We start from the raw sequence: 21,208 nt of genomic DNA, 5'->3' as shown, positions 1-21,208 counted from the left end.
TTGTCTCGTCGTTGAGTTTTGTAGCTGTACGTGATGATTGAGCGAAGCTGGTCGCGAACCGTGTGGGGTTCAGTCCAGCGGCCAGGTTTCGCGGCTCACTGCTCTTACCGCCTGTGCCGACTCGAGCGCCAGCGCATCCTGCGCGCGTTGACGGCACAGCTGATAATCGAGATTGCGCACCCGCGCCTTGATGCCCGGCACCGACACCGGATCCACCGACAGCTCGGTCACGCCGAGGCCGACCAGCAGCGGCATCGCAAGCGGATCGCCCGCCAGCGCGCCGCAGACGCCGACCCATTTGCCATGCTTGCCGGCACCCTGCACGGTTGCCGCGATCAACCGCAGCACCGCCGGATGCAAGCCGTCGGCCTGCGCGGCGAGATCGGCCTGGCAGCGATCCATGGCGAGCGTGTATTGCGTCAGATCGTTGGTGCCGATCGACAGGAAGTCCGCGTATTGCGAGAGTTGATCGGCGAGCAAGGCCGCCGACGGTACTTCGATCATCACGCCGACTTCGATCGGCTCGGTACGGCCCAATTCGCGAGCGAAGTCGTCGATGCGTTTGCGCAGACGGATAAGCTCGCCGACATCGGTCACCATCGGCAGCAGGATGCGCACGACGCCGAACGGCTTGACCGACAGCAGACCGCGCAGCTGGTCGTCGAGCAGGTCCGGACGCACTTGCGCGAGGCGAATGCCGCGCAGGCCGAGTGCCGGATTCGGTTCGGGCGGCAGCGTCAGGTAATCGACTTCCTTGTCCGCGCCGACGTCGAGCGTGCGGATGATCGCGGTGCGGCCATTCAAAGCGTCGACGATTGCCTGGTAACTCTGACGATGTTCGTCGGTAGTCGGCGCCTGCGCGCGGTGGATGAACAGCAGTTCGGTGCGCAGCAGGCCGACGGCATCGGCGCCGTTGTCGACTGCGGTTTTCGCGTCGTCGAGTGTGGCGATGTTGGCGGCGACTTCGATCGCGCGGCCGTCGGCAGTGACGGCGGCCTGTTGCGAAGTGCGGCGGTTCGCTTCACGCATGCCGGCGAGACGGGTTCGCTCCAGACGCGCACGTTCGACGTCGAGTTCGGTCGGTGCGAATTCCAGGCGGCCATGGGTGGCGTTCACCACCACTTGCGTGCCCGCGGGAATCGCGTGCAACGCATCGCCGACTGCAACCAGCGCGGGGATGCCCGCCTGGCGCGCGAGAATCGCCGCGTGCGAAGTCGCACCGCCGCGCGCCATCACCAGCGCGGTGACGCGCGAGCGATCCAGCGACGACAGATCCGACGGCGTGAATTCTTCCGCCGCCAGGACGGCTTCCTCCGGCAACGTGCGCGCCGCGGCGTTCGTATAGCCCAGCGCACGCAGAACCCGCTTTTCGATGTCGCGCAGATCGGCGGCACGCTCGGCGAGCAACGCGTCTTCGATTTTCGTCAGGATGCCGATCTGTGCGCGGATCGCTTCGCGCCATGCAAAACCGGCGCTCTTGCCGAGGCTGATCAGATCGCGTGCGGCGTCGAGCAAGGTGGGGTCCTCGAGCAGCACGCGATGCACCGCGAAAATACCCGCTTCGCCGACCGCGCCGCGTTGCGATGCGTCGCGTACGGTGGTGTCCAGGTCAGCATCGACGGCGGCGATCGCCTTGTCGAGCAGACGGCTTTCGGCCGCCGATGTGCCGTTCGCTTTTTCCGGCGGATCGATATCCGCGTCGTCCCAACGCACCAGCCTGCCGAGCGCGACGCCCGGCGCCGCGCACACGCCCGCGAGCGTATTCGGCGCGAGCGGTTCGCCCACCGCGCGCGCGACCGGTTGCGGCGCCGGCGAGCTTTGGCGCGCGGGTTTTTCTTCGACTTCCCCTTGCGCTTCACGCGTCAGTTCGCGAGCGATTGCTTCGACAGCCTCGGCCGCTTGCGGGCCAACGCCGAGCAGCTCGACGGTCGAACCTTCGCCTGCACCGAGGCCGAGCAAGCCGACCACGCTTTCGATCGGCGCCTTGCGCCCTTCATAGCGCACTTCGACACGCGCGTCGAAGCCGCACGCAGCTTCCCGCGCGCGCGCCGCGGGCCGCGCATGCAGGCCGCCTGCGTGAACCAGCGTGACTTGCTGACGGGCTTCCTCGGTCACGTTGGTCGCACTCGCCTCGCGCGACGCTTCCGCCGCCGCACCGGCGCGAGCGCGCAGCACCAGCAGCGGCGTTTCGCCTGCTTTGAGCATGCCGCCTTCGACGCGCTCGACAATCTCGAACGCCTCCGAATTGGCAATCGCGATCACCGACACGAGACTCGGTGCATTCAGCGCGACCTGGTCCTGATCGAATTCGATCAGCACGTCGCCGGCGCGCACGTGAGCGCCTTGCGCGACCATCGGCGCAAAACCCTTGCCGTTCAGCTCGACCGTATCGATACCGATGTGCAGCAAAATCTCCGCGCCTTCGGCGGTGGCCAACGTCACAGCGTGACCGGTGCGCGCGAGATGGGTGACGGTGCCGTCGCAGGGTGCGACGAGTCGGCCCTCGAGCGGATCGACACCGATGCCGTCGCCGAACATCCCGCCCGAGAACACAGGGTCGGGTACGTTCGCCAGCGGCACGACCGGACCGGTCATCGGCGCGAGCAAAACAATATGGCCTTCGGAATGGCTCATCAAACGGGACTCCTCGACACGTCGCATCTGATTTCTCGATCAGTGAGTTTCGGTGACTTTGTTGAGATGGCGCGGCGCATCGGGATTGCGCCCGCGCGCGGCGGCAAGGCCGGCGGCCATCACGTAAAAGGACAGGATTGCGGCGATCGGATCGAGCGCCGCATGAGCGGTGACGGCAAGCGGCAGGCTTGCTTCGGGCACGTCGTCCGGAGCGGCCAGCAGCACGCGGGCGCCGCGCGCCCGCATGTCGCGCGCGAGTTGCAGCAAGCCGGCCTGTTCCGGTCCGCGCGGGGCGAACACCAGCAGCGGATAATCGCGGTCGATCAGTTCCATCGGACCATGCCGCACTTCCGCGCTCGAAAACGCTTCCGCCTGGATGCCGGAGGTTTCCTTCAATTTCAGCGCGGCTTCCTGCGCGATCGCGAGGCCCAGGCCGCGGCCGATCACGATCATGCGTTCGATGTCGCGCAATTCGTCGACCGCTTTCGACCAGTCGAGCTTGCCGGCCGCGTGCAATGCATCGGGCAAGGTGCGCAGCGCGCCGAGCAGCGCTTCGTCACGCTGCCAGTGCGCGACGAGTTGCGCGGAAATCGACAGCATCGCGATGTAGCTCTTGGTGGCCGCGACGCTCAACTCAGGACCGGCGACGAGCGGCAGATGCCACTCGCACGCGTCGGCCAACGGCGAGCTCGGCGCATTCACCGCGGCGACGGTCAACGCACCCGCATTGCGCAGCGCTTCCATCGTGCCGACCAGATCGGGACTCTTGCCTGACTGGGAGAACGCGAGCGCGAGCTGACCGCGCACCTGCAGCGGCGCTTGCTGGAGTGTCGCGACCGACATCGGCAGCGAAGCGACCGGCACGCCGATACGGCTCATCGTCAGGCTGGCGAAGTAACTCGCCGCGTGGTCCGAACTGCCGCGCGCGACCGTCAGCGCGACATGGCGCGGCTGCTCCGCGAGCGTCGCCGCCAATGCCTCGACGCGCGAGGTATCGGCGAATTGCGCGGCGACCGTTTCGGCGGACGCCAGCGCTTCGTTAAGCATATTCGACAATCGATTCTCCTTCGACGTAAGTCGCGATCAGCGCCAGTTCGCGGTCGAATACGACCACGTCGGCCCACGCGCCGCGCGCGATGCGGCCTCGGTCTTCGATGCCGAGGTAGTCGGCGGCATAGCGCGACAAACGGTTTGACACATCGGCGATCGGCAAGCCGATCGACACGAGATTGCGCAGCGCCTGATCCATCGTCAGGGTGCTGCCGGCGAGTGTGCCGTCGGCGAGACGCACGCCGCCAAGGCACTTCGTCACGTGCTGGCTGCCGAGGCGGTATTCGCCGTCCGGCATGCCGGTGGCCGAGGTGCTGTCCGTGACGACGTACAGACGCGGAATCGCGCGCAACGCAGCGCGGATCGCACCCGGATGGACGTGCAGCAGATCGGGAATGATTTCGGCGAACTCGGCATGCGCGAGCGCCGCGCCGACGAGGCCGGGGTTACGGTGATGCATCGGCGACATCGCGTTGAACAGATGCGTGAAGCCGCAGGCGCCGTGTTTCATTGCGGCGACGGCGTCGTCGTACGTGCCGAGCGAATGGCCGAGCTGCACGCGCACGCCACGCGCCGCCATCTCGGAGATGACCTCCATGTGGCCGGCGATTTCAGGCGCCAGCGTGACCACGCGAATCGGCGCGATCGACAGATACTTCAGCACTTCGTCCATGACCGCCGAAACGGCAGCGTCCGGTTGCGCGCCAAGCTTGCCGGGATTGATGTACGGCCCTTCAAGATGCACGCCGAGCACGCGCGAACTGCCCGGCGTGCGGACCCGCGCCACGTCGCCGAGGCCCGCGACCACGCGCATCAGTTCGTCGCGCGGAGCGGTCATGGTGGTGGCGAGCAGGCTGGTGGTGCCGTAGCGCGCGTGCGTGCGGGCAATGGTTTCGATCGCATCGCCGTCTTCCATCACGTCGGCGCCACCGCCGCCGTGCACGTGCAGATCGATGAAGCCAGGCAGGATGTACGGCGCGTCGTTCGTCGACGGATCGACGCGTTCGCCGGTCAGCGCCGTGATGCGGCCGTTTTCGTATTCGAGCGTGCCGTGAATCCACCCGTCGGTGGTGAGTATGTTTCCGGTCAGCATGAGTCTCTCTGGTGAGGCGTAATGCAGGTTGTGACTGAATCGCGCTGTCCGGCGCCGCACATGGCGGCGGGCCGCGCGGACCGCTCAGGTGCGCCAATCACGCGCCCGGATCAGGTGCGCAATTCAGCGACAAAATCGTAGTAATCGTCGCGGCAATACGTGTCGGTCAGTTCGATCGCTCGCTGGTCGGCGCTATAGCCGATACGGGTGATGACCAGCAACGCCGAACGCGGTTCGATGTCCATCAGCGCGGCGATCTCGCTCGACGCATTGACCGCGCGAAAGTGCTGCAACGCGCGCACGACGGCGGCGCCGCGTTGTTCGAGATAGCTATATAGCGACACGCCGATTGCCAGCGGGTCGGGCACGACGGCCACCGGCAACGCGGAATGTTCGACCGCCATCACGATGCCGTCCGCGCGCCGTAGCCGCCGCAGACTCGCCACCGCCGCGCCGGGCGACAGGCCGAGGTGCACCAGCTCGTCACGGTTGGCGGCCCGGATATCGCGCTCGAGCCACACCGAATCCGGCCGGAAACCGCGTTGCTGCATTTTCTTCGTGAAGCCGGTGAGCCGCGACAGCGGGTCTTCGACGCGCGGCGTGATGAAGCTGCCCGCGCCGCGTGCACGCCGGATCAGCCCTTGTTCGACCAGCAGTTCGATCGCCTTGCGCGCGGTGATGCGCGACACGCCGATCGCATCCGACAGCGTGCGCTCCGAAGGCAGCGCTTCGCCCGCCGACCACACGCCGCAATGGATCGCCGTCGCCAGATTGCGCGCGAGCTGCAAATAGAGCGGCGTGACGTTGCGGGCGTCAGGCATCAATGCGGACCAGCGAGTTTCCATGGGGCTCCGGCGGTCGTCTTGAAGAGTGTGACCTTCGAAAATGAGAGCCCATTATATAACCAACATAATACCAGTCAATCGAATGGTCCCATCCTGGTTCTTATCCCCGGAAAGCCTTGCTGGCGCGGCGTTAGAAGGCGGTTTAGGGACTTAGGGACGTGGGTTTCGGGGATCGGGATTTACCCGTATTCGCGATGGAGGAAGGCGTCGGAGCGGTCCGTACTGGTTCTTGTCCCCCACGCCGAAATCCCTCGGAATTGATACCTTTCTGATACCAGTTTGACGCGCACCCCTTGCCGGAGCGGCTTTTTTAATGCCAAGCGTTCCAATATAGTGCTGTGTACCAAGTCAGTAAAAACTCCCCGGGGAGCTGCATTTGACAGATTCCGAGGCGCTGCGGCGTGCTCAGGCCGTCCGCCATTTCAATCGCTTCTACACGCAGCACATTGGCGCGCTGCACGAGCACTTGCAAAAGAGCGCCTTCTCGCTGACGGAAGTGCGCGTCCTGCACGAGCTATCCCGCGGACGTGGTCAGACCGCCTCGGTGCTGGGGCGCGATCTCGGACTCGACAGCGGTTATCTGAGCCGCCTTCTCACCAGCTTCGAACGACGCAACCTGATTACGCGACGGCCGTCCGACACGGACGCGCGCCAGTCGCTGATCGCCCTCACCGAGGGCGGTCACGCCGCGTATGCACCGCTCGATACGGCGGCCATCGAGGAGGTCTCGGCGGTGCTGAACGGCCTCAGTGCGCTCTCCCAGGAACAGCTGATCGCGGCGATGAAGCTGATCGAGCGGCTGCTCGACGGCGGGCCGCAGCACGAACTCGTGATCCTGCGCCAGCCGCGCGCGGGCGAGTGCGGCTGGCTCGTGCATCGTCAGGCGCAGTGGTTCGCGGCGCAATACGGCTGGGACCAATCGTTCGAAGGCTTGCTCGCGCGCGTCGTCGCAGATTACTCGCAACGTCAGGATCGGCTGCGCGAGATGTGCTGGATCGCCGACCAGGACGGCATGGTGGTCGGCTCGGTGTGCATCGTCGGCGTGTCGACGACGGTAGCGGGCGTGCGGCTCCTGTGGGTCGAGCCGGACGCGCAGCGTCTGGGCATCGGCACGCAGCTGATGAGCGAATGCGTGCGGTTCGCGAGGCGCGCGGGTTACACCAAGCTCACGCTGACCACCGCGAGCACGCTCAAGGAGCCGCGGCGGCTATGCGAACGCGCCGGTTTTCAACTGGCAGGCACGAGCGCGGAACGGCGTTTCGGCAAGGATCTAACAATCGAGCGATGGGAGTTGGAGTTGTAGCCTCGGGCTCGCCGGAGCGCAACCGCACGGATACATGAAGGTTCGAACGAAAAAAACGCCACGGTTTTCCGTGGCGTTTTTACTTTGCGGTACCGGTTGCGCGCGATCGCTTAGAACGACGGCACCACCGAGCCCTTGAACTGCGTCTTGATGAACTGACGCACGTCGTCCGACTGGTAGGCCGCGACCAGCTTCTTGACCCACGGCTTATCCTTGTCCTGTGCGCGCACGGCGATCAGGTTCGCATACGGGCTGCGGATGTCTTCGAGCGCGATCGCGTCTTTGGTCGGCTGCAGACCGGCGGCCAAAGCGAAGTTCGTGTTGATCGCGGCGGCGTCGACGTCCGACAGCGAGCGTGGCAGTTGGGCGGCGTCGAGTTCGACGAGCTTGATCTTCTTCGGATTGTCCGCGACGTCCAGCGCCGTTGCGTTGTTGCCGTTGGTGCCCGCGCCGGCCTTCAGCTTGATCACGCTTTGCGCTTGCAACAGCAGCAGCGCGCGATTTTCGTTTGACGGATCGTTCGGCACCGCGACCTTCGCGCCCTGCGGCAGGTCCTTCAGCGACTTCAGCCTCTTCGAATAGATGCCGAGCGGCGAGATGTACGTGAGGCCGGCATTGACGATTTTGTAGCCGCGTTGCTTGATCTGGCTGTCGAGGTACGGCTGATGCTGGAAGCTGTTGGCGTCGAGATCGCCCGCATCGAGCGCGGCGTTCGGCTGCACGTAGTCGTTGAACTCGACGACCTTCACGTTCAGACCTTCACGCTTCGCGACTTGGGTGACGACTTCCCAGATTTGCGCATCCGGGCCGCCGATGGTGCCGACCTTGATGGACTTGTCGTCGGCGTGCGCGCCGAAGCTGGTGACGATCGCCGCGCCGGCGACCACTGCGGAGAGGGCTTTGAGGATGTTTCTGCGCTGCATGTCATTCTCGCTTTCTTCTGATCGATGTCAGATTCGGGTGGAAGCCGGCGGCGAGCGCCTTATGGACGCGCCGCCAACTGGACCGCGAATGGTCTCATACGTCTGGCGAGATGGGAAATATCACAATCGCATAGGGTTATGTACGGCAGCGGCGCAGGCGGCACTCGGTGCGCCGCGACTGCAATGGCAGCCGGCCGCTGCGTCGCGCAACAAAACGTCCGCTGGTTGATAATTGCAGGCCATTGGCCGCGAGCACAGGCGGCCGAATCAATCTCTCACGAGGCCGCTCATGTACATCATCGATCTCATCTACACCGCGCCGCTCGAGCGCATCGACGACGCGCTGGAAGCGCACCGCGCGTTTCTGACCCAACAGTTTGAAGCAGGCGTGTTCGTAGCCGCCGGTCCGAAGGTGCCGCGCAACGGCGGCATCATTCTGGCGGTGCGCATCGATCGCGATAAGCTGGATGAGATTCTCGCCAGTGATCCGTTCGCCGAGCAGAACCTCGCACGCTACGAGGTGACGGAGTTCAAGGCGACGCGGCTGGCACCTGGGGTGAATTTGCCGATCCCGGCTTGAGGGTTGCAGCGCAAGAATGTGAAAACGGGCGCGCGGTTGAGGCACACGCCCGTTTTCATCACCGGTGCGTCAAAGTATCAATCCAGCAGCAGCTTGATATCGTGCACCCACGGCGTCGCGCCCTGGCCGTCGCGCGCGAATAGCCGCAGCTTGCCGTCCGTGTCGAACACATAGCTCGCCGCGGTGTGATCCAACGTGTAGCTGTCGGCGGTCTTGCCCGGTACCTTCGCGTAATAGACGCGGAAATCCTTCGTGAGCTTGGTGAGTTGCGCCTGGTCGGCCGGACGCAAACCGACGAACGTCGGATTGAACGCCGGCACGTACTGCGCCAGCAAAGCCGGCGTGTCGCGCTCCGGATCGACGGTGACGAATAGCACCTGCACGCGTTTCGCGTCCTCGGGACCGAGTTGCTGGAGCGCTTGCGAGAGCTCGGCCATCGTGGTCGGGCAAACGTCCGGACAATGCGTGTAGCCGAAGAACAGCACCACGACTTTGCCTTTGTAATCCGCCAGCGTGCGGATTTTGCCGGCCGTGTCCGGCAGCGAGAAGTTGCCGGCGAATTGCGTGTTACCGGTGATATCGACATTCTGGAACGCCGGCTGCTGCTTGCCGCAGCCGGCCACCAGCAGCGCGCCGCCAAGCGCGCAGGCCATCACTGCAGCACGCGCCGTACGCACGAAGGGGTCTTTGAGCATGGTGTTACGCGCCGATCACGACGCGTGCATAGTGGTCGATCAACAGCGCGGCGAACAGCAACGATAGATACACAATCGAGTAACGAAAGGTTTTGCGCGCCAGTTCGTCGGAATATTCCCGATAGATCTTCCACGCGTAAGCAAGGAATACGGCGCCCAACAGTACCGCCGACACAAGATACACCGCGCCGCTCATGCCGGAGATGAACGGCATCATCGTGACCGCGAACAGGATCACCGTGTACAGCAGAATATGCAGCCGCGTGTACTTCTCGCCGTGCGTGTTCGGCAGCATCGGCAGGCCGGCGTTTTCGTAGTCTTTGCGGCGATACAGCGCGAGCGCCCAGAAATGCGGCGGCGTCCACACGAAGATGATCAGCACGAGAATCCATGCGTCGCCCGGCACGTGACCGGTGACCGCGGCCCAGCCGAGCGCCGGCGGCATCGCGCCTGACGCGCCGCCGATCACGATGTTCTGCGGCGTGGCCGGCTTGAGCAATAGCGTGTAGATGACCGCATAGCCGACGAAAGTGGCGAGCGTCAGCCACATGGTGAGCGGATTGGCGAACGTATAGAGCGCCCACATGCCAAGTCCGCCGAGCACAGCCGAAAACAGCAGGATCTGTTTAGTCGTGATTTCGCCGCGCGCGGACGGACGCCACGAGGTACGGCGCATCTTCGCGTCGATTTTCTGCTCGACGAGGCAATTAATGGCGAACGCCGCACCGGCCAGCAGCCAGATGCCGACGGTGCCGCCGATCAGCACGGTCCACGGAACCATGCCGGGGGTCGAAAGAAACATGCCGATCACGGCGCAGAACACCGCGAGCTGCGTGACGCGCGGCTTGGTCAGGGCGATGTACTGGGAGACCCGGCTGCCGGGCGTTTGGGAGAGTGTTGTGCTGTCCATGTGGGGTCACGCTGGCGCGGCATCGCGCGCAGGCAACACGGCGCGGCCGGGACGGCTATAAGCGATCCGAAAGTTTAACATAACGAGCAGAAGCAGCAGGATCGCGGCCCCGCCGTTATGGGCGACCGCAATGGGCAGCGGCCATTGCAGGACGATGTTCGACAGCCCGGTGACGAACTGGATCGACACCACCAGCAGCACGCCGTTCGCCGGCCGCCGCAGCGACTCGAAACGACGCAGCTTCAGCGCGAACCAGACCAGATAGGCGACCACCACAAGCGCGAACGTACGATGGGTCCAGTGGATCGCCACCAGCGCGTCCTGCGTGATCATGTCGCCGTCGCCGGTCGTGCCGAGCGCGCGCCACAGGTGGAAGCCGTGCGCGAAGTCCATCGGTGGGACCCATTGGCCGTTGCAGGTCGGAAAGTCCGTGCAGGCGAGCACCGCGTAGTTCGTGCTGACCCAGCCGCCCAGCGCAATCTGCGCGACCAGCAGAATCAGGCCGCCAATCGCCGCCGCACGCCAGCGCGCGGCTTCGGGCTCGCAAGCAGGCAGCGGCGTCAGCCGGGCGGCCAGCCAGCCGAGCGTGCCGAGCAGCGCGAGACCGAGCAGCAGGTGCGTCGTCACGATGACCGGTTGCAGCTTCATGGTCACGGTCCACGCGCCGAACGCGCCCTGCACGAGGATCAGCAGCAGCAGCGAAGTCGGCCACCACGGCGACACATGCAACGGACGCCGCTTGATGCGAGCCGTCCACGCAATGATGGTCTGCGCGATGATCAGCACGCCGATCGCCATCGCGAAGTAACGGTGGATCATCTCGATCCAGGCTTTGGTCATGCTGACCGGCCCGGTTGGCATCGCCTGATGCGCGGCGGCAATGGCCGCATGCGCGATGAACGGCGAAGAGGTGCCGTAGCAGCCCGGCCAGTCCGGGCAGCCGAGGCCGGAATCGGTGAGCCGCGTGAAACCGCCGAACATCACCAGGTCCAGCGTCAGAAAGGTGGTGAGCCAGACCAGCTTGCGGAATTGGTTGTCGTCGGCCTTGACCCATACGTAGGACAGCGGCAACAACGCAATACACAAGCCGATCAGGGCCAGTTGCAGTACAAACATCGTTCTTATCCTGGTTGCGGCATCAGCCGATGCTCGACCATTTGAGCAGCTTCGTCACGTCGCCCTTGATCTTGCTGGGGTTCGGATCCTTCGGGAAACGCATCATCAGGTTGCCGTTCGGATCGACCATGTAGATGTGGTCGGTGAGCCTGGTGCCGTTGTCGGCGGGCAGCCAGGCTGACACCTGTGCCGGGTCGGCGACCAGCATGTTGGTGTCGGGATAGGCCTTTTGTATCACGTCGGCGACGTTGCCTGCATCGGTGCGCAGCCACACCTCGACGACGCGCTCGCGTTCCGGGCCTTGAGCTGCGCGGATTTGTCGCATGAAGTACAGCTTGGTGGCGCAGGCTTTGTCGCACGCGCTGCTGTCGACCGAGATCAGCAGCCAGCGGCCGCGCAATGAAGCGAGCTTGACCGGCTTGCCGTCTTCGCCTGTCACGACGAGCGATTCGGGAATCGGCCGCTGCGGTTCGACCAGCGTGCCGTAGCTCGTGCTGCCGCCGGCCGGTTTGATCACGTAGTACGTGAAATACGACACGACAATCGGCGCGGCGCAGATGATCGCCAACAGCAGCAGCGTCCAGCGGCCACGCCGCCACGATCCCTGGCCGTTCGGCTGGCCGGGCATCTTTTTGGGTGCGGCGGGTTTGCCGGCTTGCGGCGAACGGGGAGATTGCGTCGACACTACAGGACCTCTTTCAATGATTGCGCGGTTCCGGCCCTCGGGCCACGAAGCCGCGCGCTGCATTACACGCTCGGCGCGTGCTCTTTCTTAGCGGCGCGGCGCGCGGCGTAGAGGCCGAAGCCCAAGGCCGCGACCGCCATGCCCCACCACTGGAACATGTAGCCGTAGTTACGCTCGACGCCGCTTGTCGGCGCCGGCCAATCGCGCACCAGTTTGTCGCCGTCGTCGCTCAATTGCTGAATGACGAACGATTGCAGCGGCAGACCGGTTTCCGCGGCGTAGGCGCCGGTATCCAGATTCTGGCGAATCAGCAGATGCGCGGCCGAGCCACCCTGCCCCAACTCGAATGCGCGCGTAGCATCGGCACGCGCAATGCCTTCGATTTCGATCTCGCCTTGCGGCGTGGCGTACGGCGCGATCGTCTCGCGATTGTTCATGTTGCGCGGCAGCCAGCCGCGATTGACCAGCACGTATCCGCCGCCGGCGAGTTTAAAAGGCGTCACGACGTAAAAACCCGGCTGATCGTTATACGGGCGATTATCGAGGTAGACGACCTTGTCCGCGACAAAGCTGCCACGCGCCTTCACGCGATGAAATTCGATGTCCTTCAGTTCGACCGGCGTGGCGCCGATCACCTGCGCGGGCGCATTTTCGAACTGCGCGATGTGCGCTTCAAGCGCTTCCTTCTGATGCGCGCGGTCGCGCTGCCAGAAACCGAGCCGCACCGTCACCGCGATCACCAGCAGAATCAACAGCGCGGGAATCAGGCGGATCTTCATCGAAAACACTCCACCACTGCCTGCGGCACAGTCTGGAACACACGGCAGACGCCGGCGCGCGGTGCGATAATAACTGTCTTGCCTCTACGCCTTCCGGTCTCAGTTAGTTCCATGCACATTCTCGTTCCCATCGCCTTCGTCCTGATCATCGCCAGCATGGTATCGGCGCTGTACTTCATGATGCATGACAAGGGCAAAACCAAACGGATGGTCTGGTCGCTCGCCACACGGGTGGGCCTGTCGATCTCGCTGTTCCTGTTCATCCTGTTCGCACACTGGATGGGCTGGATCCAGTCGACCGGTATTCCTTACGGGCGTTGAGCTCGGCGCGAAAATCCGCTTCATCAAGCAAAACGCCGCCCTGACAGGGTCGAGAGCGGCGCTGCATAAGTCTCTTCGTACTGCTCGTGCGCTGCGCCCTTGGGGCGCTTTGCGCGAACCGCCTGCCCGTTGCGGCCACCGCTTCCGGCAACCGGTATGAGGCAGACCAGACTGTGTTATAGCCAGTACACGACGACGTACAACCCGAGCCACACGACGTCGACAAAGTGCCAGTACCAGGCCGCGCCTTCGAACGCGAAGTGATGGTCCGCCGTGAAGTGGCCGCGGATCATCCGCACCAGCACCACTGCCAGCATCGTGCCGCCGAGGAACACGTGGAAACCGTGGAAGCCCGTCAGAAGGAAGAACGTCGAACCATACACACCCGACGACAGCGTCAGGTTCAGTTCGTTGTACGCGTGGAAATACTCGAAGCCTTGCAGGAACAGGAAGGCGACGCCGAGCACGAGCGTGGCGGCCAGCCAGCCGATCGCCTGCTTGCGATGATTGTCGCGCAGTGCATGGTGCGAAACCGTCAGCGTGGCGCCCGACGACAGCAGCAGCGCCGTGTTGATGGTCGGCACCGGCCACGGCTGCATCGACTTGAAGGTCGACACCAGCGCTGCCGGACCGTTGTTCGGCCACACTGCCGAGAAATCCGGCCAGATCAGCTTGTAGTCGAGGCTGCCGAGTTGATGCAGCGCGATCTCACGGGCATAGAACAGCGCGCCGAAGAACGCACCGAAGAACATCACTTCGGAGAAGATGAACCAGCTCATGCTCCAGCGGTACGACTTGTCGACTTTCTTGCCGTACATGCCGCCTTCCGATTCCGCGATCGCGTCGCCGAACCAGTGCCACAACGTAAAGAGCAGCCACAGCAGACCGGCGACGACGCCGATCGGCGCCAGGGTATGGTCGTTGATCCAGGCCGCAAGCGATCCGAGCATGACCAGCAATCCGACCGCGGCGCTGATCGGATGCCGCGACGGATGCGGTACGAAATAGTACGGGCTCTCGTTTTGACCGCTCATTCTTGATTCTCCACTTCAGTCCAGTTGTTCCGGAATCTCCGGCTGTATCTTCGACGGCGCGTCGGTACCGCACCGCTTCACTCTAATTCGGGGGCTTTGCTTCGCCCGGTGCTACTTGTTCGACTACCGCCTCGAGCGCCTCAACCCACTACAGCGCGCACGATCAGAATCAACACGACAATCAGGATCGCAGCACTGATCAGCGCTGCCGCAATCACATGCAGCGGGTTCAGCTGTGCCGCGTCCGCTTCCAGATCGCTCCGCTTGCGCACGCCGAAAAACGACCAGAACACGGCTTTCATCGACTGGCCGAAACTGCTCTTGCGCGGGCCGCCTCCGTTATCGCTCATACGTCCTCTCTTCCTTCGCCTGCGGCAAACGCCGTCAGGCGGGATTGGCGCTAGTTGCCGCCGTGTTGGCCGCGGGTGCCGCGGTACCGGCAGCCGCCGGCGCCGGCGTGTTCAGTTCGAAGAACGTATACGACAACGTGATCGTTTTCACATCCTTCGGCAACTTCGGATCGACCACGAACACCACCGGCATCCGCTTCGTCTGATTCGCCGTCAAAGTCTGCTGCGTAAAGCAAAAACACTCGATCTTCCTGAAGTACTCGGTGGCCTGCTTCGGCGCGTAGCTCGGAATGGCCTGCGCCTGAATCGTGCGCGCCTGTTCGTTGCTCACCTCGTACATCACCGTCGTCACCTCGCCCGGATGCACATCGAGACTGCGCTGCTCCGGCTTGAAACCCAGCGGGCCGCGCGCGTTCGCATCGAATTCGATCGAAATCGTGCGGCTCATGTCGACCTGCGTGTTCTTCGCCTCGCGCACCGTGGCGTCACGCTGCACGAGGTTGTTGATGCCGGTGATCTGGCAAATCGCGCGGTACATCGGCACCAGTGCAAAACCAAACCCGAACATCATCAGCGCGACGACGAACAGCTTGATCAGCATCGAACGGTTAAAAGAGCGATCGGCCTGAGCCGGCGGTTGCGTCGACATCTCAATCCTCAACAAACCTGCAAACCAGACTGCAACGGCCGCGTCAGGCGAACCACCACTGCTTGATGATGACACTCGCGAAAAAGACCGCGGCGATAGCGAGCATCACCAAACCTATCCGCCTGTTGCTCGCGCGAATCTGTTCCGGCGTACGTCTTTCCTGTGGATTGCGCGTCATGCTCGACTTTCTGAATACTTTCGTGACTACCGTTTTGCAGCGGCCGCCTGGGCGACTGCCCGGTTCCCGCGGCTGCAACACCTACTTGCGCCGCCGCTGGAACCGTCACCTTTGCTGAAGGCCGATTACTCGACTGTCGGCGGGTTTTCGAACGTGTGGAACGGAGCCGGGCTCGGCACGGTCCATTCGAGGCCCGTTGCGCCGTCCCACGGCTTGTCGCCGGCCTTTTCAAGCTCGCCGCCGCCGCGGTATGCCGGCAGCGCGACTGCGAACAGGAAGTAGACCTGTGCCAGACCGAAGCCGAATGCACCGATCGAGATGACCTGGTTCCAGTCGGTGAACTGCGCCGGATAGTCAGCGTAACGACGCGGCATGCCTGCGAGACCGACGAAGTGCATCGGCAGGAACGCAAGGTTGAAAAAGAACATCGACGCCCAGAAGTGGATCTTGCCGCGCGTTTCGTTGTACATCCAGCCGGTCCACTTCGGCGCCCAGTAGTACCACCCGGAGAACAGCGCGAACAGCGAACCCGCCACCAGCACGTAATGGAAGTGCGCCACCACGAAATAGGTACCGTGATACTGGATGTCGAGCGGCGCCATGGCGAGCATCAGGCCCGACAGACCGCCGAACGTGAACACCAGCAGGAAGCCGACAGCGAATAGCATCGGCGTTTCGAACGACAGCGAACCGCGCCACATCGTCGCGACCCAGTTGAACACCTTCACGCCCGTCGGCACCGCGATCAGCATCGTCGCGTACATGAAGAACAGCTGGCCGGTCACCGGCATGCCGGTGGCGAACATGTGGTGCGCCCAGACCATGAACGACAGAATCGCGATCGACGAGGTTGCATACACCATCGAGCTATAGCCGAACAGCGGCTTGCGCGAGAACGCCGGGATCACCTGGGACACGATCCCGAACGCCGGCAAGATCATGATGTACACCTCGGGGTGACCGAAGAACCAGAAGATATGCTGGTACATCACCGGGTCGCCGCCGCCTGCCGCGTTGAAGAACGACGTGCCGAAGTGGCGGTCGAACAGCACCATGGTGATCGCGCCTGCCAGAACCGGCATCACGGCGATCAGCAGGTACGCGGTGATCAGCCACGTCCAGACGAACATCGGCATCTTCATCAGCGTGAGGCCGGGTGCGCGCATGTTCAGGATCGTCACGACGATGTTGATCCCGCCCATGATCGACGACGCGCCCATCAAGTGGACCGCGAAAATCGCGAAGTCCATGCCTGGGCCCATCTGCGTGGAGAGCGGCGCGTACAGCGTCCAGCCTGCGGCGGTCGCGCCGCCCGGCGAGAAGAACGAACCGACCAGAAGAACGGCAGCAACCGGCAGCAGCCAGAAGCTGAAGTTGTTCATCCGCGCGAAAGCCATGTCCGATGCGCCGATCTGCAGCGGCACCATCCAGTTCGCGAAGCCGACGAACGCCGGCATGATCGCGCCGAACACCATGATCAGGCCGTGCATGGTGGTCAACTGGTTGAAGAACTCGGGACGCATGATCTGCAGACCCGGCTCGAACAGCTCGGCGCGGATCATCAGCGCCATCACGCCCCCGGAGAGGAACATGACGAACGAGAAGATCAGGTACAGCGTACCGATGTCCTTGTGATTGGTTGCGAACAGCCAACGGCGCCAGCCATGCGGCGTTTCGTGGGCATGGTCGCCGTGCACGTGCTCGTGGCCCGCGACTACATCGTGTCCGATGCTAGACATGACAATCTCCTAAAGCGAATTCTGCGGTGCTGACCATGAACACGTCAGGCGGCCGGGCTGATCTGAACACGCCGGGCTTCTTTCGCGTCGCTGCCGCCCGTGATCGTTTCCGGCTTCTTCAAAATGATGTGGTCTTCGGCGATGCCGGCTGCTTTCAACGCGTCGCGCACGGCTTCAGCGCGGCTCTTCGCAAGCTTCGCATTGGCGTCGGCCGAACCGGTGACGTCGGTGAAACCCGACAGTGCGAACTTCGCGTCCGGATGCGCCTTCGCGTAGGCCGCGGCCGCGTCGACCGCCGCTTTCGCGTCGGCCGGCAGCGCGCTCTTGCCGATCTCGAAGTAGACGTTTGCCGGCAGCGCTGCCTGCGACGCTGCCGCGCTCTCCGAACCGGCCGCAGCCGCTTCGGCGCCCGAGGCGCCCGAAGCCGCCGCTTCCGCGCCGCTTGCCGCTGCGCCTGCTTCGGCCAGATGGTTGCCGCCTTCCGGCAGCTTGCCGTTACGGGCGTCCGCAACCTGTTTCGGCTGGAGAAGGTCGCCGGTATGGTTGCCCCACGAATTACGTTCGAATGTGATGACCGAGGCGATTTCGACGTCGTTCAAGGTCGGCGCCCACGAAGGCATCGCGTTCTTGCCCTTCAGCACGAGGCTCACGTGCTCGGCGAGCGAGCCGTTGGCGATCTTGCTGCCGTCGATCGCCGGGAAGGCGCCTGCGCCCTTGCCGGTGGGCTGGTGGCAGACCGCGCAGTTGGCGGCGTACACCTTGCCGCCGCGCTCCGTCAACTCGGCGAGCGTGTAGGTCTTGTTCGGATCGTCCTGGCCGGCGGCCAGTTTCTTCTTCTCCGTGTCGACCCACTTCGCGTAGTCGTCAGCGGACAGCACCTCGACTACCACCGGCATGAACGCGTGTTCCTTGCCGCACAGTTCGGTACAGAAGCCGCGGAACGTGCCGACCTTTTCAGCCTTGAACCACGTGTCGCGCACGAAGCCCGGAATCGCATCCTGCTTTACGCCGAAAGCCGGCACGTACCAGGAGTGGACCACGTCGTTCGCGGTGGTGATGATGCGGATTTTCTTGTCGACCGGGACGACGAGCGGATTGTCGACTTCCTGCAGATACGTGGTGGAAATCGGCTGACGGCCGTCGGTTTCCGCACGCGGCGTGGCCAGCGTGGACAGGAAGCTGATGCCCTCGCCCGGACCCTTCACGTAGTCGTAACCCCATTTCCACTGATAGCCGGTGACCTTGATGGTGACGTCGGCATTGGTGGTGTCCTTCATCGCGACGACGGTCTTGGTGGCTGGGAGCGCCATCAGCACGACGATGACGAACGGCACGATCGTCCAGATGATTTCGACGGTGGTGCTTTCGTGAAAATTAGCAGCCTGGTGACCTTTCGATTTGCGGTGGGCAAAGATCGAATAGAACATCACAGCGAACACGCCGATGAAGATCACCGTGCAAAGAATCAGCATGAACGTGTGAAGGCTGTAGAGCTCCTCAGCGATTTTCGTCACAGGCGGCTGGAGATTGATCTCGTTGACGGCGGGACCGCCCGGAACATCGCCCACTGCCAGGGCTGCACCGGCGAAAAGCACACCGCTCATCGCCAGCACGCCCATGAGGGCTCGCTTGATTGTTTTCATAGCTTCCTTACCCAAATTTTCCATTCAAACCCTCGACCCCTCTGGCAGGTTGCCACGCGCTCCCCGTGAACGCCGCGCGCCTTCACGCATCTAACAACGCGTGAGCCACATACGCAATTCGCCTGCGAACTGCGCGCGCCGATACTGCGCGAGATGTTGCCCGATCATGATCGTCTGGCCGCGCGAGACCAGTTTGATCTGGTCACGCGGCGTTGCGCCCGCCTCGATCCGCACCCAGCGCGGATTGAATTCGAACTGCGTGAGCTGCTCCGCGCTGACCTGCTCGATGACGAGCCGGTTCTGAAACAGCCGGATGCGCTCGTAATCGACAGCATGGCGCGCATATATGGCAAATGCGATACCCACCGCCAGCAATTCAATACCGGTGAACGGCAACACCAGCCAGGCGCCGACCAGAACCAGCATGAAAGCAATTGCCAGCGAGAACAATGCAAGCGACACGTAGAAACATACGAACTGCCGCGGCGATATCGAACAGTTGCGTTTCATCATCCAGTCTTTGAGGACTGGGTCAGAATCCGCCAGCAGATCTGATGCATCCATCGCTGCCTCCCGCGAATCGCCGCTCGCGGCCTTCCATCACCGCCGCGCCACCTCATGTTGCAGCCCCGCGCCTCGGGCCTGCCGCCCCAAATGTGGGAACTTCAGGCGACAAACTGACGCATTATAGGCGTGATCCATAGCATCCACAAGCAAGCCTCTATCGGCTCACAAGCCAGGCGCGACAAGCCTCCGCGCCGTTTTGACACACCATCTGGGCGTCTTTTGAAGCGGTAATTTCAGACATAACAGACGTCCTCTTTACCGCTTCAACGATTCTTCGGCGAACCTCGTCCGATGTCCTCGATCCGCACGATCCCATGACCTTCCGCCGTGGTGCGCGGCACGGCTTTCCATGCGTGTCCGTAGATCACCTCGAAGGTCAGCGCGATCGTACCGTCGACGCGCCGGCGGGCTTCGAGCGCCGCCAGCAAAGCCTTGTGCAGCCGGCGCGCAGCTGGATTCGACGACGCCGCGCGCTCGAACGGATAGGCGCCCCAACGGCGCACGTCCGCGAGCAGCGACTCGGGCGACTTATAAGTAATAGTCAGCGTTTCCTGATCCATCACGGGAATCTCGAAGCCGCTTTCGACCAGCATGTCGCCAAGATCATGCATGTCGACGAAGTCAATCACATGCGCGCGCGAACTCACGCCGTGCGCCGCCTCGACCTCGGCGTACGCGCCGCGCAATTCCTTCAGCGAATCGGGACCGAGCGTGCTGAACATCAGCAGGCCGTTCACTTTCAATACCCGCTGCCACTCGGGAAATACGAGGTCCGGCCGCGAGTGCCAGTGCAGTGCGAGATTGGACCAGACGAATTCGAAGGCGCCGGCCGCGAACGGCAGCGCAGAGAAGTCGGCCTGCGCAAACCGAGGACCGCGCGCGCCAAGCGCCTTGCCGAGCGTTGCGGGCAGAAAGCGCCGCCAGCTCGTGTCGCCGGCGTCGTGGCGCAGCGCACGCGCGAGCATCCCATGCGACAGATCGGTGCCGAACACCGGCGCCTCGGGGAAGCGCTCGCGCAACGCGGGAATGTCTTCGCCCATGCCGCAGCCCGCGTCGAGCACGCTCGACGGCGCGACCTTGATGTAATCGAGACGCTCGCGCATGCGTTGCGCGATTTCGCGCGGCAGGAACGCGACTTCGTCGAAGGTCGCTGAACGGCGATCGAAAATTCGCCTGAGGCGCCGGGAATCATAGGCCGGACGGCCAGATTGAGCGGGAGATGGGGACATGGGTGTCGTACTGGCGAAGAGCCCGAAGTATACTCGCTCGCTTCCGTCCCTTCAGTGTGAAAGGCCTTCGCGGGCGGTCCGATCATGTCATTTCGAGCATTTTCTTCGTCCTCCGTTAGCCGGTGCACGCGTTTTGTGCGCGGCTTGCATTCGGCATGGCCACACGTCGTGCACGCCGTGCTGCCGAACCTGTGCGCACTGTGCGGCAATTTGTCGCACAAGACGCTGTGCGCCGGTTGCGACGAAGCGTACTGGAATGAAGGCAGGTTGCGCTGCACGGCATGCGCCGCTCCATTGCCCGGCACGCAGCGCGCGGGTCGCGCGCACTATCGCTGCGCGGATTGCGTCGGCGAGCCGCCGCCGTTCGACGCGACCTTCGCGCTCGCCGACTACCGCGCGCCGCTCGACGCGCTCGCGCTCGGCCTGAAATTTCGCGCGCGGCTCATGCTGGCGCACGAATTTGCGCAACGGCTCGCATGTCTCGCCGAAGACTCGCAGGCCGATGCATCGGAATGGCCTGACGTGATCTCGCCCGTGCCGCTCGCCAGCAAGCGGCTGGCCGAACGCGGCTACAACCAGGCGTGGCAAATTGCCAAACCGCTGGCCCGCGCGCTAAACGTGCGCAGCGACGCAACCCTGCTGCATCGGACTGTCCACACCGCGCCGCAATCGCGGCTCGACCTCGATGCGCGCCGGCTCAATGTAGGCCGCGCGTTCCTGGTCGCGAAACCGGTACAGGGTCTGCACGTCGGCATCGTCGACGATGTGATGACGACCGGTGCGACGCTCGAAGCGCTGGCGCGCACGCTGAAGGCCGCCGGTGCGCGGCGCGTCACCAACTTCGTCGTGCTGCGCACGCCGAAAAACTAGTCTCAACCTGATCCC

At 63.7% G+C, this 21,208-nt stretch carries 22 protein-coding genes; 4 read left to right on the top strand and 18 right to left on the bottom strand.

What is annotated here, in order from left to right:
- Positions 1–69: 69 nt before the first annotated feature.
- The 4 genes from ptsP to DLM46_RS04360 form a co-directional block, all read right to left on the bottom strand.
- Positions 70–2,634, bottom strand: a complete 2,565-nt coding sequence (gene ptsP / locus DLM46_RS04375) for a phosphoenolpyruvate--protein phosphotransferase (protein WP_208866232.1) — start codon at positions 2,632–2,634, stop codon at positions 70–72.
- A 39-nt stretch (positions 2,635–2,673) separates the two neighbouring features.
- Positions 2,674–3,681, bottom strand: coding sequence for an SIS domain-containing protein (locus DLM46_RS04370; RefSeq protein WP_115099544.1), 1,008 nt, complete (start codon positions 3,679–3,681; stop codon positions 2,674–2,676).
- Positions 3,674–4,777 carry an N-acetylglucosamine-6-phosphate deacetylase gene (nagA, locus tag DLM46_RS04365; protein ID WP_115099543.1) on the bottom strand — a complete coding sequence of 368 codons (1,104 nt, stop codon included), beginning with the start codon at positions 4,775–4,777 and terminating at the stop codon, positions 3,674–3,676. The genes DLM46_RS04370 and nagA overlap by 8 nt, the downstream gene beginning before the upstream one ends.
- Positions 4,778–4,887: 110 nt before the next feature.
- Complete coding sequence (locus tag DLM46_RS04360) at positions 4,888–5,622, bottom strand: GntR family transcriptional regulator (RefSeq protein ID WP_115099542.1); 735 nt, start codon at positions 5,620–5,622, stop codon at positions 4,888–4,890.
- A gap of 376 nt (positions 5,623–5,998) precedes the next feature.
- On the opposite strand from DLM46_RS04360, the gene DLM46_RS04355 reads away from it, so the two are divergent.
- The gene (locus tag DLM46_RS04355) at positions 5,999–6,925 is read left to right on the top strand and encodes a bifunctional helix-turn-helix transcriptional regulator/GNAT family N-acetyltransferase (protein ID WP_115099541.1); all 927 of its coding nucleotides are present in this window, start codon (positions 5,999–6,001) and stop codon (positions 6,923–6,925) included.
- 110 nt (positions 6,926–7,035) lie between these two features.
- Here the strand turns inward: DLM46_RS04355 and DLM46_RS04350 are convergent, their stop codons facing one another.
- The gene (locus DLM46_RS04350) at positions 7,036–7,848 is read right to left on the bottom strand and encodes a MetQ/NlpA family ABC transporter substrate-binding protein (protein WP_115099540.1); all 813 of its coding nucleotides are present in this window, start codon (positions 7,846–7,848) and stop codon (positions 7,036–7,038) included.
- Positions 7,849–8,137: 289 nt separating this feature from the next.
- Here DLM46_RS04350 and DLM46_RS04345 point away from each other — a divergent pair, with 289 nt between their 5' ends.
- On the top strand, positions 8,138–8,428 hold the full coding sequence (locus tag DLM46_RS04345; RefSeq protein WP_115099539.1) for a YciI family protein: 291 nt from the start codon (positions 8,138–8,140) through the stop codon (positions 8,426–8,428).
- Positions 8,429–8,505: 77 nt separating this feature from the next.
- Here DLM46_RS04345 and DLM46_RS04340 read toward each other — a convergent pair whose 3' ends face one another.
- The 5 genes from DLM46_RS04340 to DLM46_RS04320 form a co-directional block, all read right to left on the bottom strand.
- Positions 8,506–9,123, bottom strand: a complete 618-nt coding sequence (locus DLM46_RS04340; protein ID WP_115099538.1) for an SCO family protein — start codon at positions 9,121–9,123, stop codon at positions 8,506–8,508.
- A 4-nt stretch (positions 9,124–9,127) separates the two neighbouring features.
- Positions 9,128–10,033 carry a heme o synthase gene (cyoE, locus tag DLM46_RS04335; protein WP_115099537.1) on the bottom strand — a complete coding sequence of 302 codons (906 nt, stop codon included), beginning with the start codon at positions 10,031–10,033 and terminating at the stop codon, positions 9,128–9,130.
- A gap of 6 nt (positions 10,034–10,039) precedes the next feature.
- On the bottom strand, positions 10,040–11,149 hold the full coding sequence (locus DLM46_RS04330; RefSeq protein ID WP_115099536.1) for a COX15/CtaA family protein: 1,110 nt from the start codon (positions 11,147–11,149) through the stop codon (positions 10,040–10,042).
- Between the two features lie 22 nt (positions 11,150–11,171).
- Positions 11,172–11,834 carry an SCO family protein gene (locus DLM46_RS04325; RefSeq protein ID WP_115099535.1) on the bottom strand — a complete coding sequence of 221 codons (663 nt, stop codon included), beginning with the start codon at positions 11,832–11,834 and terminating at the stop codon, positions 11,172–11,174.
- Positions 11,835–11,896: 62 nt separating this feature from the next.
- Positions 11,897–12,613, bottom strand: coding sequence for an SURF1 family protein (locus DLM46_RS04320; RefSeq protein WP_115099534.1), 717 nt, complete (start codon positions 12,611–12,613; stop codon positions 11,897–11,899).
- 111 nt (positions 12,614–12,724) lie between these two features.
- Between DLM46_RS04320 and DLM46_RS04315 the strand changes: the two genes are divergently transcribed.
- Positions 12,725–12,934, top strand: coding sequence for a twin transmembrane helix small protein (locus DLM46_RS04315; protein ID WP_007179452.1), 210 nt, complete (start codon positions 12,725–12,727; stop codon positions 12,932–12,934).
- Positions 12,935–13,110: 176 nt separating this feature from the next.
- Here DLM46_RS04315 and DLM46_RS04310 read toward each other — a convergent pair whose 3' ends face one another.
- The 8 genes from DLM46_RS04310 to DLM46_RS04280 all read right to left on the bottom strand — a co-directional run bounded on the left by DLM46_RS04310 (position 13,111) and on the right by DLM46_RS04280 (position 20,323).
- Positions 13,111–13,968, bottom strand: coding sequence for a cytochrome c oxidase subunit 3 (locus tag DLM46_RS04310; RefSeq protein ID WP_115099533.1), 858 nt, complete (start codon positions 13,966–13,968; stop codon positions 13,111–13,113).
- Between the two features lie 140 nt (positions 13,969–14,108).
- Positions 14,109–14,318: a DUF2970 domain-containing protein gene (locus DLM46_RS04305; RefSeq protein ID WP_115099532.1), complete on the bottom strand. Its 210-nt coding sequence runs from the start codon at positions 14,316–14,318 to the stop codon at positions 14,109–14,111.
- A 34-nt stretch (positions 14,319–14,352) separates the two neighbouring features.
- Entirely contained in the window at positions 14,353–14,967 is a 615-nt protein-coding gene (locus tag DLM46_RS04300; RefSeq protein ID WP_115099531.1) for a cytochrome c oxidase assembly protein, read from the bottom strand.
- Between the two features lie 43 nt (positions 14,968–15,010).
- Positions 15,011–15,145 carry a cytochrome oxidase small assembly protein gene (locus DLM46_RS39810; RefSeq protein ID WP_208866231.1) on the bottom strand — a complete coding sequence of 45 codons (135 nt, stop codon included), beginning with the start codon at positions 15,143–15,145 and terminating at the stop codon, positions 15,011–15,013.
- Between the two features lie 125 nt (positions 15,146–15,270).
- Positions 15,271–16,884 carry a cytochrome c oxidase subunit I gene (gene ctaD / locus DLM46_RS04295; protein ID WP_115099530.1) on the bottom strand — a complete coding sequence of 538 codons (1,614 nt, stop codon included), beginning with the start codon at positions 16,882–16,884 and terminating at the stop codon, positions 15,271–15,273.
- Positions 16,885–16,928: 44 nt separating this feature from the next.
- Positions 16,929–18,551 carry a cytochrome c oxidase subunit II gene (gene coxB / locus DLM46_RS04290; protein WP_115099529.1) on the bottom strand — a complete coding sequence of 541 codons (1,623 nt, stop codon included), beginning with the start codon at positions 18,549–18,551 and terminating at the stop codon, positions 16,929–16,931.
- Positions 18,552–18,617: 66 nt separating this feature from the next.
- Positions 18,618–19,091: a DUF2244 domain-containing protein gene (locus DLM46_RS04285; RefSeq protein WP_115099528.1), complete on the bottom strand. Its 474-nt coding sequence runs from the start codon at positions 19,089–19,091 to the stop codon at positions 18,618–18,620.
- Between the two features lie 266 nt (positions 19,092–19,357).
- Positions 19,358–20,323 (bottom strand): methyltransferase domain-containing protein, encoded by a 966-nt coding sequence (locus DLM46_RS04280; protein WP_115099527.1) that lies wholly within the window; start codon positions 20,321–20,323, stop codon positions 19,358–19,360.
- An 84-nt stretch (positions 20,324–20,407) separates the two neighbouring features.
- Between DLM46_RS04280 and DLM46_RS04275 the strand changes: the two genes are divergently transcribed.
- On the top strand, positions 20,408–21,193 hold the full coding sequence (locus DLM46_RS04275; RefSeq protein ID WP_115099526.1) for a ComF family protein: 786 nt from the start codon (positions 20,408–20,410) through the stop codon (positions 21,191–21,193).
- Positions 21,194–21,208 lie beyond the last annotated feature (15 nt).

The sequence above is a fragment of the Paraburkholderia lacunae genome (assembly GCF_003353175.1).
GTDB lineage: Bacteria > Pseudomonadota > Gammaproteobacteria > Burkholderiales > Burkholderiaceae > Paraburkholderia > Paraburkholderia lacunae.
Note: the sequence above shows the minus strand (reverse complement) of the source record. Positions and strands in the feature narration are given on the sequence as shown.

Coding starts and splice junctions, on each gene's coding strand:
- DLM46_RS04320 (WP_115099534.1), bottom strand. CDS start 12,613: ATGAAGATCCGCCTGATTCCCGCGCTGTTGATTCTGCTGGTGATCGCG.
- ctaD (WP_115099530.1), bottom strand. CDS start 16,884: ATGTCTAGCATCGGACACGATGTAGTCGCGGGCCACGAGCACGTGCAC.
- DLM46_RS04315 (WP_007179452.1), top strand. CDS start 12,725: ATGCACATTCTCGTTCCCATCGCCTTCGTCCTGATCATCGCCAGCATG.
- nagA (WP_115099543.1), bottom strand. CDS start 4,777: ATGCTGACCGGAAACATACTCACCACCGACGGGTGGATTCACGGCACG.
- DLM46_RS04300 (WP_115099531.1), bottom strand. CDS start 14,967: ATGTCGACGCAACCGCCGGCTCAGGCCGATCGCTCTTTTAACCGTTCG.
- DLM46_RS04285 (WP_115099528.1), bottom strand. CDS start 19,091: ATGGATGCATCAGATCTGCTGGCGGATTCTGACCCAGTCCTCAAAGAC.
- DLM46_RS04305 (WP_115099532.1), bottom strand. CDS start 14,318: ATGAGCGATAACGGAGGCGGCCCGCGCAAGAGCAGTTTCGGCCAGTCG.
- DLM46_RS04350 (WP_115099540.1), bottom strand. CDS start 7,848: ATGCAGCGCAGAAACATCCTCAAAGCCCTCTCCGCAGTGGTCGCCGGC.
- DLM46_RS39810 (WP_208866231.1), bottom strand. CDS start 15,145: ATGACGCGCAATCCACAGGAAAGACGTACGCCGGAACAGATTCGCGCG.
- coxB (WP_115099529.1), bottom strand. CDS start 18,551: ATGGAAAATTTGGGTAAGGAAGCTATGAAAACAATCAAGCGAGCCCTC.
- DLM46_RS04280 (WP_115099527.1), bottom strand. CDS start 20,323: ATGTCCCCATCTCCCGCTCAATCTGGCCGTCCGGCCTATGATTCCCGG.
- ptsP (WP_208866232.1), bottom strand. CDS start 2,634: ATGAGCCATTCCGAAGGCCATATTGTTTTGCTCGCGCCGATGACCGGT.
- DLM46_RS04310 (WP_115099533.1), bottom strand. CDS start 13,968: ATGAGCGGTCAAAACGAGAGCCCGTACTATTTCGTACCGCATCCGTCG.
- DLM46_RS04345 (WP_115099539.1), top strand. CDS start 8,138: ATGTACATCATCGATCTCATCTACACCGCGCCGCTCGAGCGCATCGAC.
- DLM46_RS04370 (WP_115099544.1), bottom strand. CDS start 3,681: ATGCTTAACGAAGCGCTGGCGTCCGCCGAAACGGTCGCCGCGCAATTC.
- DLM46_RS04330 (WP_115099536.1), bottom strand. CDS start 11,149: ATGTTTGTACTGCAACTGGCCCTGATCGGCTTGTGTATTGCGTTGTTG.
- DLM46_RS04275 (WP_115099526.1), top strand. CDS start 20,408: ATGTCATTTCGAGCATTTTCTTCGTCCTCCGTTAGCCGGTGCACGCGT.
- DLM46_RS04360 (WP_115099542.1), bottom strand. CDS start 5,622: ATGGAAACTCGCTGGTCCGCATTGATGCCTGACGCCCGCAACGTCACG.
- DLM46_RS04340 (WP_115099538.1), bottom strand. CDS start 9,123: ATGCTCAAAGACCCCTTCGTGCGTACGGCGCGTGCTGCAGTGATGGCC.
- cyoE (WP_115099537.1), bottom strand. CDS start 10,033: ATGGACAGCACAACACTCTCCCAAACGCCCGGCAGCCGGGTCTCCCAG.